Source organism: Anabaena sp. FACHB-1391, assembly GCF_014696755.1.
In the GTDB taxonomy this organism is placed as follows: domain Bacteria; phylum Cyanobacteriota; class Cyanobacteriia; order Cyanobacteriales; family Nostocaceae; genus Dolichospermum; species Dolichospermum planctonicum.
This window is the reverse complement of record NZ_JACJQS010000017.1, coordinates 85,645-102,015: the sequence shown is the minus strand read 5'-3', so window position 1 is coordinate 102,015 and position 16,371 is coordinate 85,645. Positions and strand designations below refer to the sequence as shown.

At 37.1% G+C, this 16,371-nt stretch carries 12 protein-coding genes; 7 read left to right on the top strand and 5 right to left on the bottom strand.

Annotated features, from left to right (window positions below; translation table 11 throughout):
• Nucleotides 1-115 precede the first annotated feature (115 nt).
• From truB to ligA, 5 genes are all read right to left on the bottom strand, one after another.
• Complete coding sequence (gene truB, locus H6F62_RS10520; protein ID WP_137908410.1) at nt 116-1,012, bottom strand: tRNA pseudouridine(55) synthase TruB; 897 nt, start codon at nt 1,010-1,012, stop codon at nt 116-118.
• 91 nt (nt 1,013-1,103) lie between these two features.
• Nucleotides 1,104-2,798, bottom strand: a complete 1,695-nt coding sequence (locus H6F62_RS10515) for an alpha/beta hydrolase (protein ID WP_190371991.1) — start codon at nt 2,796-2,798, stop codon at nt 1,104-1,106.
• 1,006 nt (nt 2,799-3,804) lie between these two features.
• Nucleotides 3,805-4,101 (bottom strand): RNA-binding protein, encoded by a 297-nt coding sequence (locus H6F62_RS10510; protein ID WP_137908412.1) that lies wholly within the window; start codon nt 4,099-4,101, stop codon nt 3,805-3,807.
• A 183-nt stretch (nt 4,102-4,284) separates the two neighbouring features.
• Complete coding sequence (locus H6F62_RS10505) at nt 4,285-4,833, bottom strand: fasciclin domain-containing protein (RefSeq protein ID WP_137908413.1); 549 nt, start codon at nt 4,831-4,833, stop codon at nt 4,285-4,287.
• Between the two features lie 77 nt (nt 4,834-4,910).
• On the bottom strand, nt 4,911-6,956 hold the full coding sequence (ligA, locus tag H6F62_RS10500) for an NAD-dependent DNA ligase LigA (protein WP_137908432.1): 2,046 nt from the start codon (nt 6,954-6,956) through the stop codon (nt 4,911-4,913).
• 128 nt (nt 6,957-7,084) lie between these two features.
• Between ligA and H6F62_RS10495 the strand changes: the two genes are divergently transcribed.
• The 7 genes from H6F62_RS10495 (at nt 7,085) to H6F62_RS10465 (ending at nt 16,286) form a co-directional block, all read left to right on the top strand.
• The gene (locus H6F62_RS10495; protein ID WP_137908414.1) at nt 7,085-8,074 is read left to right on the top strand and encodes a glycerophosphodiester phosphodiesterase; all 990 of its coding nucleotides are present in this window, start codon (nt 7,085-7,087) and stop codon (nt 8,072-8,074) included.
• 114 nt (nt 8,075-8,188) lie between these two features.
• Nucleotides 8,189-9,382 (top strand): chromate efflux transporter, encoded by a 1,194-nt coding sequence (chrA, locus tag H6F62_RS10490; RefSeq protein ID WP_190371990.1) that lies wholly within the window; start codon nt 8,189-8,191, stop codon nt 9,380-9,382.
• A 146-nt stretch (nt 9,383-9,528) separates the two neighbouring features.
• Complete coding sequence (locus H6F62_RS10485; RefSeq protein WP_137908416.1) at nt 9,529-10,755, top strand: serine protease; 1,227 nt, start codon at nt 9,529-9,531, stop codon at nt 10,753-10,755.
• A gap of 462 nt (nt 10,756-11,217) precedes the next feature.
• Nucleotides 11,218-14,196 (top strand): L-glutamate gamma-semialdehyde dehydrogenase, encoded by a 2,979-nt coding sequence (gene pruA / locus H6F62_RS10480; protein ID WP_190371989.1) that lies wholly within the window; start codon nt 11,218-11,220, stop codon nt 14,194-14,196.
• Nucleotides 14,197-14,345: 149 nt separating this feature from the next.
• Entirely contained in the window at nt 14,346-14,582 is a 237-nt protein-coding gene (locus tag H6F62_RS10475) for a hypothetical protein (protein WP_242025970.1), read from the top strand.
• Nucleotides 14,572-15,087 carry a hypothetical protein gene (locus H6F62_RS10470; RefSeq protein WP_190371988.1) on the top strand — a complete coding sequence of 172 codons (516 nt, stop codon included), beginning with the start codon at nt 14,572-14,574 and terminating at the stop codon, nt 15,085-15,087. The genes H6F62_RS10475 and H6F62_RS10470 overlap by 11 nt, the downstream gene beginning before the upstream one ends.
• Nucleotides 15,088-15,353: 266 nt before the next feature.
• A complete protein-coding gene (locus tag H6F62_RS10465) occupies nt 15,354-16,286 on the top strand; it encodes a cobalamin-binding protein (protein WP_137908423.1) in 933 nt (310 codons plus the stop codon).
• Nucleotides 16,287-16,371: the final 85 nt, after the last annotated feature.

Below are 16,371 nucleotides of genomic sequence, written 5' to 3'. Positions count from 1 at the left end.
GATTTACTGTTTCTCAAATGCCTTTTTTCACTTTATATGTTTGTTTTGATGCTCTCTTTAATTTTTTCTCTACGTAATTTACCTCTGTGACAGTTTGGGGTGCGGAATGTGGGTTTTATAATTGTAGAGAGGGAATTGTCAGATCAGAAAATACCATTTGGGGAATTAATAAGTCATCTTGTAATTTTCCGATTCCTAAAAAATTGTTTTCTGTTTCGTAAACCCGCACAAAGTCGGGAATATCAAGATTGAGGGCAATTTTTTGACCTTGACACCATTTTTTAGCTGATACTGTTGGTAAAGTTACAAATGCTAAATGTTGTAATGGTGCGTCTGGGGCTAGAGGTTGAAATCTACCTGTTTGTAGTTGGTTTTCTAAATCTGTGAATGTGAGACTGTCTGGGATTTGAAAACCGCTGCTTTCTGTACGCATGAGGGCGGATAGAGTACCACCTATGCTTAATATACTACCCAAATCACGAGCGATCGCCCGAATATAAGTTCCCGCACCGCAAGATATAGCTATATCTAATTCTGGGAAATCACTGTCTCGCCAGTCTAATACCTGAATTTGAGAAATTTCTACTGTTCGCACTGGAACTGCGACCATTTCCCCTTTACGTGCTAAATCATACAGGCGTTTGCCATCAACTTGAATGGCGCTATAATTAGGGGGAATTTGCTCTATTTTACCAATAAACTGGGAAAGTGCAGTTTTTACATTTTCTAAATCCAAGCCGGGACAAGGTTTGGAGGTAATAATTTCACCTTGTAAATCATCAGTAGTAGTCTGTACACCTAGACGAATAGTGGCTTGATAGGCTTTTTCTCCTGGTAAATATTGTAACAATCTTGTGGCTTTACCCAAAGCTATAGGTAATACTCCGGTAGCTGCGGGGTCTAAAGTTCCTGCGTGTCCTACTCGTTTCATTTTCAGCAGTTTTCGCACTTTGGCTACACAGTCATGAGAAGTCCAGTCAAATGGTTTGTTTAAATTAAGAAAACCTTGCACAATTTTAGATTTAAGATTTGATGTCTTTGTATTTTTACACAAATTGTCAAGAATAAGATATCCGACTCCTTAAAGAAGTTGGGAATCTGAATTAGGAGGAAAATATCAATAAGTGAAGTAAGGAAACACCAATACCCAGTATCCAAAATCCAAAGCGGACTATGATATGAGAAAGTTTTTTTTTACGAATTTGGTTTTTATGGAAGTGATCATCTAAAACTGGCGCTAATTTAATATGATCAAGGGACTGAACAAGATTTAAACCAAGGGACTGACTAGAAATAGTCTGAAAATAAGCGGCGTTAAGATAGGAAATATATTCTAGTTTTTTAGCTACATAAGTTTGAAAGAAAGGTAAACTTAAAGCATTCATATAACGACGGGCTTGAGAAGCATCACCTACCATATCTTTAGGTAATGCTATTTGTGTACTCTCAAGGTTACTATTACCAATGGTAGAAAAATGAGTAGCACCAAGTAGCATGACTAAATATTTGTGGGGATAAGTAAGCCAAGAAAAAGGCAAAATCTGCTCATATAAAGCAGGGGCAACAGTATCTTCACTACTACCAATAATCATAATTGGGGTGTGAATTTTGCTTAAACCGACTTGTCCAAAAATGGAACTGGTAATAGGATTAACAGCGATAGCAGCTTTGACTCTTTTATCTTGTAAATCATATTCTTTTTCCGATTGATTTGGTAATTCTAAAGCCCGACATTGCAAGAGTAAGGACATATTCCAGGTATTTCTTAATTTGTTTAAATCACAGTCTTTTTCTAGTTGTTGAAAGTTAATTTTTGCTCCAGCTAAAGCTAATGCAGTATAACCTCCTAAAGATTGGCCAAATACTCCTACTTGTTGGAAATTAAGCCGCTTCTGAAATTGTGAATCTGATTCCAATTGATCTAAAATATATTTTATATCTAAAGGTCTATCTTTAAATTCATGAGCTTGTATGACTTGATTACTATTTATTAAGGATTTTACTTTTTCTTCATAACTACTTGGATGATTGGGAATGACGACAGCAAAACCATAATTAGCTAGGTATTTTCCTAAATAACGAAAGTTACTACTGTTTAAACCTAAACCGTGAGAAATGACAATTACAGGGGCAGAATTTTGGGTATTAGGAATATAGATATCAGTGGATAAATGCCGATTACGTAATGAGTCGAATAACTTTAATGTTTGTTTTTGAATTGGGAAATTTGGCTGCTGCGGTAATTTAGATAAATTCTCTAGGGAAATGGTCGCTGCTTCTGAATTTGATACTTGTGTTAATGTAGCGATCGCTTTTTGAGTTGCGCTGATCATTTGCTCTAATTCCCTAGCAATTCTCCAACCATAAACCACATCAATACTAATACTATCTTGAGGATATTTACGTAATAAATTTAATAAATTTAATCCTTCTGGTTCAGCAGCAGCGGAAATTAAAGCTGTGCGTAAATTCTGAAATTCTGATTCTGGAGAATGGGATTTAGTTTTAATTAATTCTGTCAACCTTTTTAAGATAAATTTACCCTGTTGAGTGTCGAGAAATTGAGAAGCTACAGCAGGACTAATTTTGACTGATTGAATTAAAATTTTCCTTAATTCTTGTAGTGTACTTGTAGGAATATATTGATAATATTGGGCAAAGTTTGTATTAACAATACCATGTTTAGCATAGTTTTCTAAAACACTAATGGGGATAGAAATCTCTAATGCTGAATAAGCTGCATGAATTTGTGCTGCTGCCATTGCAGAGTTACTTATTCCCAATGTTGGCAGCAACATTGATAAAATCAGTAATAGGGAATTTGTTCTCAGGTTCTTGCCACAATTACCAAACATATTGATCGCTTAACTTTTATGGTGATGTTGTTGAGCGCGGCTCAATTTTGGTAGTTATTTGGACACCCTGATAAATTTATGCTGTATTCTGATTCTCAGGCATATTTATGAGTGAAATCAGAAATGGGATAAAAGGACTTATATTCAAGTTCTAATACCAGCATTTCTTTGAAGATCATAATACATGACTGATTTATCAACATCAGTATTGATTATGTATTTTGACTGATTAATAAAATTTAAATAATGCCAATAAATCCTATTAATCCAAGTGACTTTTTATCTGAATTGAGGGATAAAAAAGTAAGTTTAAAAAAAATATTGCCTGTTATCTATTCTCTTTTGATCTTGTTTTTAAGTGGAAGTTAAAGATAGTAATAGTTGTTTTTGCAATAGTACCAAACCAGAATTTAATAAAGCTACACCCAGTTATTGATATCATGGATAACGCTCCTGAAAAATTACTAATCAACGGCAACTTTTAGGCATTATTAATAATGACTAAATGGAATAAATTTTTTTTTAAATTATTTTTACATAATAGCCAAGTACCAGGAATAGTTAAATACTTCTGGCTGTTGGTGGCTAGTCCGGGTAATATAGAAAAAGTCGAAAGTGAACTGGTTTTGATGTTTATGTATAAGAGGTTGTTTAGTAAGTCGCAAAATTTACCATCAAACTCTTAGGAGAGAGAAGTTACCTCTTGGGTAAGTCCTCATAAAAAAAAAGACAGAGATTTACCCTGTCCTGAAAATATGATATTTTAGAGTCTTAGGGGATGTTTGAAAAGTCGCTCATAGCGTATCAAATATTTTCATATCCCCTTAAATCCCTCGGAGAAAGGGGGACTCGGACTTTAATTACCCCTTTTGTTAAGGGGGTTAGGGGAATCTGCAAGTATCTAAAATCACGATCCAAAACTTTCCTAACAACATTTTAGTGGTAAAACTTAGTAACGGTTGCGTTCACCGCCGTAACCACCCCCTCCTCTGCCACCACGCTCTTCTTTGGGTTTAGCTTTGTTAACTTTTAAGACGCGTCCCATCCATTCAGCACCGTCAAGAGCAGCAATTGCGGCTTGTTCCTCTGCGTCTGATGACATTTCGACAAATGCAAAGCCCCTAACACGACCAGTGTCTCTGTCTGTGGGTATTTGGACTCTCTTAACATTTCCATACTCTTGAAAAACCTCTTTCAGGGCTTCTTCCGTAACGTTATAGGATAAATTACCGGCATAAATTGACATTGAATAGCTCCAGAAATCAAAAATCGCAGTTTGTACTACTAATCAAATATATAATACCCGTGATTAAGGTTTGTTTCAAAGTTGGAATTACTAATTTTTATTGTAAATGGGTTGTCAACCAAAAGATTCCCCCATTCCTCAAGCATTCCTCAAGAATTTGGGAATCTTGGTTGAGCAAAAATCCTACAATTTTACATCGGGAGGAAGTAGGACTTTATTAATTACATGAATCACTCCGTTACTGGCTTTAACGTCTGCTCTTGTTACTCTGGCGTTATTTACAGTAACTCGACCTTTTCTTACTTGAACCTTAACTACAGCACCTTCAACTGTTTTGACCTCACCAGCTTTGATATCTTTAGAGGTAATTGCCCCAGGAACTACATGATAGGTTAATATTTTAACTAAGGTGTCTTGGTTTTCTGGTTTGAGGAGTTTTGCTAAAGTTCCTTTTGGTAAAGCTTTAAATGCTGCGTCTGTAGGCGCAAATACAGTGAGTGGTTCTTTGCCAGAGAGGGTTTCTACCAAACCTGCAGCTTTGATAGCTGTGACTAGGGTTTTCAAGGAACTGTTGGCGCTGGCAACTTCGACAATTGTGCCTACGGTGTGTGTAGTGGTAACAGGTGTAGTATGATTAGCAGGAGACTTAGTTTCTGCGAAGCTAGGGGCGCTGACCAGAAGGGTGGTTGTAGCTATGGCAATACTAACTGTTTTACTGAATAGGGAATTCATGGTTTATACTCCAAATTGCGGCCACTTTCACTTGACTATTAGAACTGTAACAGAATTTAACAAGTGTCTGTTTACAACTATTCTGCCAGCATTGCCAATAGCTCCGCCTCAGTCAATTGGCTAATTCCCAAATTCTGCGCTTTCTCTAATTTAGAACCGGCTTCTGCTCCTACTACCAAAAAATCTGTTTTTTTACTAATTGAATCAGTAATTTTACCACCAGATTTTTGAATTAAAGCTTTTGCTTCCTCCCTTTTTAAGGTTGGTAATGTGCCAGTAATTACAAAGATTTTCCCGGCAAATTTTTGATTAATCTCGCCCACAGCTTTGGTTTGCGGGCTGTTTGCTAATTGTAACCCCATGGATTGAAGACGGAAAATTAAAGTTTGATTTGCTACTGTATGAAACCATTGATACACTGATTGGGCGATTTCTGCACCGATACCATAAACGCCGGCAATATCTGATTGTCTGGCGGCTGTTAATTCGGCGACGGTGGTAAACCTTTGGGTTAATAATTGGGCGTTGACGCTACCTACATGACGAATGCCTAAACCATATAATACCCTAGACCAAGGTTGAATTTTTGATTGGGCGATCGCTTTGATCAATTTTTCCGCTGATTTTTCTCCCATGCGTTCTAATTCACATAATTGATCTTTTGTCAACTCGTATAAATCAGCCACGGAATGTATTAAACCTTTTTCTACTAATTGATACACCAGTTTTTCCCCTACACCTTTAATATCCAAAGCGTCACGACTTACCCAATGTTCGATTTCACCTTTGAGAATGGCGGGACAGGAGGCATTTACACATCTAGTAACAGCTTCGCCAGTTTCTCTGACTACCAGTTGTCCACAGACGGGACAATGGGAAGGCATAATAAAAGGTTGGGTGTCAGGGGGACGCAATTCTTTGATTACTCGGACTACTTCGGGAATGATTTCTCCGGCTTTACGCACAATTACGGTGTCACCAATGCGAATATCTAACTGTTCAATGCGATCGCTATTATGCAAGGTAGCACGGGAAACAGTTGTTCCCGCTAATTGTACTGGTAACATTTCCGCCAAGGGAGTTAATGCGCCGGTTCTGCCGACATTAACTGTAATTTTTACTACACGGGTTGGGGCTTCTTCGGCGGGATATTTTAAGGCTATAGCCCAGCGGGGAAATTTCTGTGTAAAACCCAATTGCTCCTGGAGTTTGAAAGTATTTAATTTAACTACAACTCCATCAGTCATATAGGGAGAGTTGAGCCGTTCAGTATCCCAATATTGATAATATGCAGCGACTTCAGGAATAGAATAACAGAGTTTATGATTAGTATCAATGCGGAAACCCATTTTTTGCAATAATTCCAAAGCCTCCCATTGAGTATTGGCAATACTGGAATCATCTAACCCGGTAATATGTAGTGTATAAGCGAAAAAATCTAACTGTCGTTGGGCGACAATACGGGAGTCTAATTGTCTTAGCGTACCAGCTACAGCATTGCGCGGGTTAGCAAATACTTGTTCACCAGCTTTTTGTCTTTTTTCGTTAATTTCTTTAAATACCTGTAAAGGTAGAAACACTTCTCCTCTTACTTCCACTTTGGCGATATTTTCCAAGCCGTCAAAATTCAAACGTAGGGGAATTGAGCGGATAGTTCTGACATTTTGGGTAATATCTTCACCCATTATGCCATCTCCCCTAGTTACACCTCTGACTAAAACTCCATTTTCGTAAGTTAAGGCCAAAGCCGCACCATCAATTTTCAATTCAGATACATATTCTATTTCTACGGTATTATATTGATTTGGTAGATGTCGCCGCCAACGTTGATCCCAATTTTGCAATTCTTCAATATTAAAAGCATTTTCCAGACTGTATAGAGGAATATTATGGCGGACTGAGGTAAAATGGGTTGCAGGTCTTTCTCCAACACGCTGGGTAGGACTATCGGGAGTAATTAATTCTGGATTTTTCGTTTCTAATTCTTGTAATTCTCGATATAGCCGATCATAAACTGTATCTTCCATTATTGGTGCATCTAAAACATAATAAGCATAACTAGCTTTTTGTAACAAAGATCGTAATTCTTCTATACGTTTTAATTCGGGTTGAGTTGAGATCATAAGTTTCATAATGAAAGAATTATACTCCTTTTTCGGGGGAAGAATACTGATATGAATGAACCACAAAGACGCAAAGGACAGGAAGGAAGAATAAAGCAGTAGCAGAACGTTAATTATAGAGAAAAACCATGATTCAAACTTTCACAAATCAGTCTCCTATTATTATCGCTCATCGAGGTGCGAGTGGCTACCGTCCTGAACATACTTTAGAGAGTTATGAGTTAGCAATTGATTTAGGTGCTGATTATATTGAACCAGATTTAGTAATGACTAAAGATGGTATTTTAATTGCCCGTCATGAAAATGAAATATCAGAAACTACGGATATTGTTGATCATGCTGAATTTGCTTATTTAAGAACTACTAAAATCATTGATAGTGAAATTAAAACAGGTTGGTTTACAGAAGATCTTACCATAGCAGAAATCAAAACTTTAACGGCTAAAGAACGTATTCCCCAAATTCGTCCCCACAATACAGCTTATAACGGAATGTTTACGATTCCCACTTTTGCAGAAATCATTGATTTAGTCAAGGATAAAAGTGAAAAAATTGGTCGCAATATTGGTATTTATCCAGAAACCAAACATCCGATTTATTTTCAAGAGATTGGTTTACCATTAGAAGCAACTTTATTATGGAATTTGCAGGGGATTAATTTACCTGTATTTATTCAATCATTTGCAGTGAGTAACCTCAAAGAATTATCTCAGAAAACAGATTTACCATTAGTACAATTAATTAATGATATTGGTAAACCCTATGATTTTGTTATAGACAATGATCAGCGTACATATAGAGATTTATTAACACCAAAAGGGTTAAAAGAAATTGCCGAATATGCAGAAGCAATAGGGGTACATAAAAACTTATTAATTCCCAGAGATATTCATGGTAAATTATTATCACCAACATCCTTAATTATAGATGCTCATGCAGCTAATTTACAAGTTCATGCTTGGACATTTAGAAATGAAGATTTTTTCTTACCTTTAGACTTACAAGGAAATCCTGAAAAAGAATATAAAATATTTTTTAATTTAGGAGTAAATGGTGTATTTACGGATTATCCAGATATAGCTGTCAAGCAGAAATATTGCTACCTTAATCAAAAATAAATAATGAATCTATCCCTTATCAAAATCCTAAAATTTATCCATCTTTATCCATCTTTATCCATCCTTATCTGTATTTATCTGCATTTAATTATTCTTAACCCTTAGTCAAAAACCATGAATAAATCATCATTAAATCGCTTAACTGAAATTGCCCAAATATTTCTCAAATTGGGTATAATTGGCTTTGGTGGACCAGTAGCCCATATAGCCATGATAGAAGATGAAATAGTGAAACGTCGTCAATGGTTAACACAAGAACATTTTCTAGATTTATTAGGTGCAACAAACTTAATTCCCGGTCCTAATTCCACAGAAATGGCTATTCATATAGGATACATTTATGCAGGGTGGTTAGGATTAATTGTCGCTGGAGTTTGCTTTATTTTACCTGCGGTTTTAATTACTGGTTTCTTGGCCTGGATATATGTTAATTACGGGACACTACCGCAAATATCACCGTTACTTTATGGAATAAAACCCGTTGTTTTAGCAATTATTATTAATGCTGTTTGGGGTTTAGGAAAAAAAGCAGTAAAAACGCGAAAATTATTGATAATTTCTATAGTTGTGGGATTAATAAATCAATTTACTAAAATTGATGAAATAGTGGCATTATTAATGGGAGGAATATTAGGAATGATTTGGTTACGCAGTAGTAATCAAACCAACTTAATTATTATGGGTTTAACCGCAGAAACATTTTTACAGACAACCGTAATAAGTACAGCGACAAATAATATAAATAATCATGTATCTGCATCTTTATGGAAATTGGGTTTATTCTTTCTTAAAATCGGTAGTGTCCTTTTTGGAGGTGGTTATTTACTAATAGCATTTTTACAAAGAGGACTAGTAGAAGAATATGGCTGGTTAACACAACAACAGTTATTAGATAGTATTGCTATTGGACAATTTACACCAGGTCCAGTGCTTTCCACTGCAACATTTATTGGTTATATAATTGCTGGTTTTCCGGGAGCAATTGTAGCAACTGTGGGGATTTTTCTCCCTTCATTTTTGTTTGTTGCTATTTTAAATCCTTTTATGGATACCTTTCGTAAATCATCTTGGACAAGACCATTTTTAGATGCTGTTAATGTTAGTGCTGTAGCCTTAATGACACTAACTACAATACAAGTAGGAATAGCTACTTTAATATCACCTAAAACTGATTCCATAGATTTTTTAAGTTTAGGAATTGCTGTTATTTCCGCAATTTTAGTCATTCGCTACCACATTAATAGCATTTACTTGATTTTAGGAGGTGGTATCATTGGTTATCTTAAATATAACTATCTGATTATGTAGTTACTTATGTAGTTATATTGTTCACTACCTAAGTCGTTGTCACGATTCGTGAAAAATTACCATATTTTGTGTAAAATGTTGGATATAACAGAAATTCGCACTCACAACTTTTACACAATGCAAACAAGTTAACAGGAAATTTCACTATGAAATGGTATTATAGACTACCATGGTTACTAATGGGGGTATCAATAGCCTTAGTTCAGCCCCAAGCAGTCACAGCAATATGTAGTAATAATCAAGTAGATGCCATTGCGAAAAAAATCACGGTGTTAGTATTAATTCGTGGTGCGGTAAATGGTTCTGGTTCCGGCGTAATTATTCAGCGTAACAACAATACTTATACGGTTCTCACTGCCTATCATGTCGTCAAAGACCCTAATTCTCAATATCAAATAGTCACACCTGACGGTCAATATTATCAAGTCAATTATCAGACCGTGAAACAGCCGACTAATAATATGGACTCAGCGGTTTTACAATTTACCAGCAATCAAAATTATCCAGTCGCTAAAATCGGTAATTCTGATGCAGTTAAAAGACTGACAAATATTTATCTAGCGGGTTTTCCGGGCAAGAGAGGAGGGACGAGAGTACCTCCTGTTTATGATTGCCGTGACGGACAAGTTATTGCTAATGCTACTGAGACAATTACAGAGGAAGGCTATACTTTGTTTCATAAAAGTTCTGCACAGCCGGGGATGAGTGGTGGGGCGGTTTTTAATGAACAGGGGGAAGTGATAGGGATTTTCGGTAAAGGTGAAAATCCTTCTTTTCAGACCGAGAGAACAACAGGTAGAAACTATAGTATACCCATCAACACATTCATTAGATGGTCCGCAGGAGTTGGTGTAAATTTGGGAATTAGTCTGCCCGATGTGGAGAATGGTAAGATAAGACAAGCGGATGATTATTTAGTTGAAGCGGACTATAGATTTCATAGAAAAGACTATAGCGGGGCTATATTAGCTTATAATGAAGTAATTCGCCTTGATCCTAACTATACTGAAGCCTTATTATATCGTGATCGTGGTTCTAGTTACTATGCTCTCGGAAACACGCAGGCTGCAATGGCTGATTTCAATGAGGCTATTAGGATTAATCCTCAAGATGCCAAAGCCTACGCAGTCAGAGGCATTGCTCGGTATAAATTGGGAGATAAACAGGGAGCAATAGGTGATTTTAATGAAGTTATCAAGATTAATCCCAATGACCCTAGGGCTTACACAGTCCGAGGCATTGCCCGCTATGACTTGGGAGATAAGCCAGGGGCTATAGCTGACCTGAAAACAGCAGTAAACCTATCTGTACAGCAGGGAAATAAGAAGTTGTATCAAGATGTTTCAAAATTATTGAGGATTTTAGGGATTTAGTATTTGTCGTCTCACCATGATTAAATTCTACCCATACTAGGAGTTTTTTTTTGGTTTTATCTGCTAGAATTTCCCCATTACAATAGCTTGTTTATTTAAGCCATACTTGCAATCGTATATTAGTCGTTTTTTTGTGCAACTACACTTAACTACAAATAGAACTTAGGTACAATTCATGGAGTGATCAACTAAGTATCGCTAAAGCGAAAGCCGCGCTAACGGGGAGCGTCCCGTGAGGGATAGGCATATTCAGGTAAGTCCCTAAGACTAGGTGACCTAGAAATGGGAAACAGGTTTTATTTTGTTTTGCGTAAGTCCTGTACAAGGATACTCAACCCCCATTTTCTCAGATATTCGCTAAAACCACATTCAAACCCACTGGTAAAGTTTACAAAATGGCGTTAACTAAGTTAGAAATAAGACCATAACCATCATTTAAAATTACTTCAAAAAACAAATTTTATGGTATTACAAGTAGAAAGCAACAGATACGAAGAGAAAACCCAAGAAATTGCTAGACAGGTTTTGGCTGTTACCCAGGAAAATCGCTCATTTTTAGCTGCTTTACGCGACCAAATGCGCTGGGACGATAAATTACTCGACTGGGCTATGAGTAACCCCGGTTTACGAGTACAATTATTTCGGTTCATAGATACTTTACCCGCTTTACATAGTAAATCAGAAATTGCGTCCCATTTACAAGAATATTTGGGAGATGAATCCGTAGAATTACCAGCGGCTTTAAAAGCAATTTTAAACTTTGCTAACCCGGATTCTATGCCTGCACAGGTAGCAGCGACAACAGTGGGAACTGCTGTGCAAACTTTAGCACATAAATATATTTCTGGGGAAAATATCAAGCAAGTTATCAAAACCGTTGAAAGACTGAGAAAAGATAAAATGGCTTTCACCATTGACTTACTTGGTGAAGCGGTAATTACGGAAATAGAGGCACAATCTTATTTAGAAAAATACCTGGAATTGATGCAGCAGTTGGTCGAAGCATCGCAAAATTGGGCGAAAATTCCAGCTATTGACGAAGCAGACGGCGAAAATGTCCCTAAAGTCCAGGTTTCTGTCAAATTAACGGCGTTTTATTCCCAATTTGACCCTTTAGATGCTGAAGGTAGTGAAGCGAGAGTAAGCGAACATATTCGGACTTTACTCCGTCGTGCCAAAGAATTGGGTACAGCAGTACATTTTGATATGGAACAATACGCCTATAAAGACATTACTTTAACCATTCTCAAAAAACTTTTACTGGAAGCGGAATTTCGTCAACGTACCGATATTGGTATGACCATTCAAGCATATCTCCGCGACAGTGAACAGGACGCTAGAAAGATCATTGCTTGGTTACAACAGCGGGGTTATCCTCTTACTATTCGCTTGGTTAAAGGTGCGTATTGGGACCAGGAAACTATCAAAGCCGCTCAAAAACATTGGCCGCAACCGGTTTATCATGATAAAGTCGCCACAGATGCCAATTTTGAAGCTATTACCCAGTTATTGTTAGAAAATCATCAGTATGTCTATTCTGCCATAGGTAGTCATAATGTGCGATCGCAATCTCGCGCCATAGCCATTGCGGAAAGTCTTCAAGTTCCCCGTCGTCGCTTTGAAATGCAAGTGCTTTACGGCATGGGTGATAAAATAGCCAAAGCCTTGGTAGATAAGGGTTATCGTGTCCGGGTCTATTGTCCCTACGGTGACTTATTACCGGGAATGGCTTATTTAATTCGGAGGTTGTTGGAAAATACCGCAAATAGCTCCTTTTTACGCCAAAATCTGGAAAATCGTCCCGTTGAGGAGTTGTTAGCACCACCAATACCAGTTCTAACTTCCTCCTCACTTGCGGGTGGGACTAAGGGGGGGTTCTGCGGTGTTGCGGATACTGATTTTGCTAATGAGGAAAGCAGAAATAGGTCGCGGTTAGCTTTTGAGGGTGTGCGTCCGCAGTTGGGTAACACTTATTTACCTTTAATCAATGGTGAATATGTGAATACGACAACTTTTGTTGATTCTCTTAATCCTTCTAATTTTAGTCAGGTTGTTGGTAAAGTAGGTTTACTTAGCGTTGAACAAGCTGAGGAAGCAATGAAATTTGCTAAAGCTGCTTTTCCCGCTTGGAAAAAAACTCCCGTTAAACAACGCGCTAATATTTTGCGTCAAGCTGGGAAGTTGATGGAACAAAGACGCGCTGAACTTTCGGCTTGGATAGTTTTGGAAGTAGGAAAACCCGTTAAGGAAGCTGACGCGGAAGTTTCGGAAGCAATTGATTTTTGTCTTTATTACGCTGAGGAAATGGAAAGGCTGGATAAAGGTATAATTTACGATGTTCTTGGCGAAACTAATCGTTATATTTACCAGCCCAAAGGAATCGCAATTGTAATTTCTCCCTGGAATTTCCCTCTAGCTATTGCCTGCGGTATGACCGTCGCTGCTTTGGTTTCAGGAAATTGTACTCTACTCAAACCTGCGGAAACTTCTTCTGTAATTACAGCAAAATTTACAGAAATATTAATAGAAGCAGGAATCCCTAAAGGTGTTTTTCAATACGTCCCAGGCAAGGGTTCTCAAGTGGGTGCTTATTTGGTAAATCATCCTGATACTCATGTTATTGCTTTTACTGGTTCTCAGGAAGTAGGCTGTAGAATTTACGCAGAAGCCGCCATCTTAAAACCTGGTCAAAAGCACCTCAAAAAAGTAATTGCGGAAATGGGAGGCAAAAATGGGATCATTGTTGATGAAAGTGCTGATTTAGACCAAGCTGTTGTCGGCGTTGTGCAATCTGCTTTTGGTTATAGTGGACAAAAATGTTCTGCTTGTTCACGGGTAATTGTGCTTGAACCTATTTATGATGCTTTTGTGGAAAGGTTGGTAGAAGCGACAAAATCTTTAAATATTGGAGAAGCGGAGTTACCCAGTACCCAAGTTGGTCCGGTAATTGACGCTAATGCCCAAGCTCGCATTTTAGAATATATTGAAGAAGGCAAAAAAGAAGCTAAATTAGCTTTAGATTTACCCGCACCCACCCAAGGATATTTTATCGGTCCTGTGATTTTTTCGGAAGTACCCGCAAATGGAGTTATTGCACAACAGGAAATATTTGGACCTGTTTTAGCGGTAATTAGAGTTAAAGATTTTCAAGAAGCTTTAGAAGTTGCAAATAACACAAATTACGCTTTAACAGGTGGTCTTTATTCCCGTACCCCTTCCCACATTGAACAAGCGCAAGCTGAATTTGAAGTAGGGAACTTATACATTAACCGGAATATAACTGGTGCAATAGTATCTCGTCAACCTTTCGGTGGATTTAAACTTTCTGGAGTCGGTTCAAAAGCAGGAGGACCAGATTATCTTTTGCAATTCTTAGAACCACGCCATATCACAGAAAACATCCAACGTCAAGGTTTTGCGCCAATTGAGGGTAATGAATAATTATATCTGACACAAATACCCGACTTTTGACCATATTTTGTTATTCATACCATCAATTTATAACAGATTATTACAGAAGTCAGGGATCTTTTTTATCTTGTCAATCTTTAAATCCTGTTTCTGACAGATGTTAATATTTTTATGTTAAAATGCAGAATCAGGGTTTATCTATATTTATGGGTAAAAAAGGTGATATTAAACAGGTTGATGCAATTGCGAGAGAATTTGGTATGTTAGGGAAAGAAAGAAAAGCTTTTGGTAGATTTCTGGAGCAAGAAAAAACAAATGGTTATGGTGGAACTTTAAATGATAGAGGTTATTTTACTTATCCAGAACTCCGTCAGAAGGCTAAAGAATTTTTAGAGGATATTAATTATGACTCCTAAAACATCTCTTGCTAATTCAATACTAGATCTAAATCAAATTACTCAACCAATTATTGGCGAAACTTGCCATCAAATTGCATTTAGTTATGGTGATGAATTACTGTTAGATTTTGGTGAAATGACTGCCTACAATCATCCTAGATTAGCACATTTACGCAAAGGAAGCTGGCAACTTAGCACTAGGGCTACACCTTGGTATTTAATGCTAGGAGATAATATTTTCAGTCATTCATATATGTACGCAAATTATCAAAACGCTGCCGAACTTACTAAAATACCGTTACAGTATTTGGAAAATAAAAAACTAACTAATTTTGCGCTTGGTGGTAATCATAATTTTAAACTTACTTTATCATTTGAGGATCATTACGAACTAATTTTAGAACCAGATTTAGAAGATGATTCTGGGCTGGCTTATTGGGAATTAATGATGCCAAATGAGCAAATTTTAATAGTAGGACCCGGACTGTTTTGGGAATGTAAATCAATTCATGAACCTTATTGATCTGAATATCTAAATTCAGATAAAATCCCCAGCTTGAAATATAATTACTAATATAATTACTAATTAAGATGGGTAACTGCGTATTCGTGTCTAGAATAAAACTTTGTACCTTAGCATCTTAGCGAAAAATAAAAATACTAACATCCTCAAGATAGATACCCACCCTCAGAAAATATGCCACAATGAAAGTAGAAACGTCTGTTAAAAAAACTTAACACCATTTTCTATTTTTAACTCCTGAACTCCTATTAGCAGGGGGTGGAACTATGATTAGTACAAATAACGATATCAGAATTGTTTCTTTAATTCCGAGTGCTACGGAAATTATCGCTAAACTGGGTTTATTTGATGCTATAGTAGGCAGGTCTCATGAATGTGACTATCCTCCAGAAATCGTAAATCGTCCAGTTTGTACCCAAGCACGTTTTAATGGTCATGCTAGTAAGAACTCTGTTCATAATCAAGTCAATGATGTACTACAATCTGCTTTAAGTATTCACAAGATCAAAGTTGATGTTTTGGAGAAATTGCACCCTACCCACATTGTCACTCAAGACCAATGTGATGCTTTTTCTGTTACTTTACCAGAAGTAGAAGCAGCAGTTGCCCAACTTACCCACAGTTCACCCCAAATTATATCTTTACAGCCTAACACATTACAAGATGTTTGGGGTGATATTGAACGAGTTAGTCGCACTTTCGGCGTAGATTCAGTACAAATACTGGATAACTTAGAAGCCCGTATTAAAATTTGCAAGCGCAAACTACAGGGGCTTTCTAATGCAGAAATGCCGAGGGTAGCTTGTATTGAATGGACTGATCCTTTAATAGCTGCTGCAAATTGGGTTCCTGAATTAATTAATTTAGCAGGGGGACAATCATTGTTTTGTTTGATGGGTAAACCCGCTGTTCATGTACAATGGGAAACACTAGTAGCTAGTAACCCAGATGTAATTATTTTCATGCCTTGTGGCTTTGATTTGCAACGGACTCAGCAACAAGCTGAATTATTAACTCAACGTCCAGAATGGAAAAAACTCCACGCTGTTCAAAGTGGAAGGGTTTTCATTACCGATGGTAATGCTTATTTTAACCGTCCTGGTCCACGATTGGTAGATTCTGTGGAGATATTAGCAGAAATATTGCATCCTGATATCTTTGATTATGGTTATCAAGGTACTGGTTGGCAAACTTTGTAAGCAGTATGCAAATAACTTGATTGTAGGTAGGAGTTTGATAATGTCTTAAACATTGCGTTGCGTTGCGTTATTATTATTGTTGTTT

Coding starts and splice junctions, on each gene's coding strand:
- H6F62_RS10515 (WP_190371991.1), bottom strand. CDS start 2,798: ATGTTGCTGCCAACATTGGGAATAAGTAACTCTGCAATGGCAGCAGCA.
- H6F62_RS10510 (WP_137908412.1), bottom strand. CDS start 4,101: ATGTCAATTTATGCCGGTAATTTATCCTATAACGTTACGGAAGAAGCC.
- H6F62_RS10505 (WP_137908413.1), bottom strand. CDS start 4,833: ATGAATTCCCTATTCAGTAAAACAGTTAGTATTGCCATAGCTACAACC.
- ligA (WP_137908432.1), bottom strand. CDS start 6,956: ATGATCTCAACTCAACCCGAATTAAAACGTATAGAAGAATTACGATCT.
- H6F62_RS10495 (WP_137908414.1), top strand. CDS start 7,085: ATGATTCAAACTTTCACAAATCAGTCTCCTATTATTATCGCTCATCGA.
- chrA (WP_190371990.1), top strand. CDS start 8,189: ATGAATAAATCATCATTAAATCGCTTAACTGAAATTGCCCAAATATTT.
- H6F62_RS10485 (WP_137908416.1), top strand. CDS start 9,529: ATGAAATGGTATTATAGACTACCATGGTTACTAATGGGGGTATCAATA.
- pruA (WP_190371989.1), top strand. CDS start 11,218: ATGGTATTACAAGTAGAAAGCAACAGATACGAAGAGAAAACCCAAGAA.
- H6F62_RS10475 (WP_242025970.1), top strand. CDS start 14,346: ATGCAGAATCAGGGTTTATCTATATTTATGGGTAAAAAAGGTGATATT.
- H6F62_RS10470 (WP_190371988.1), top strand. CDS start 14,572: ATGACTCCTAAAACATCTCTTGCTAATTCAATACTAGATCTAAATCAA.
- H6F62_RS10465 (WP_137908423.1), top strand. CDS start 15,354: ATGATTAGTACAAATAACGATATCAGAATTGTTTCTTTAATTCCGAGT.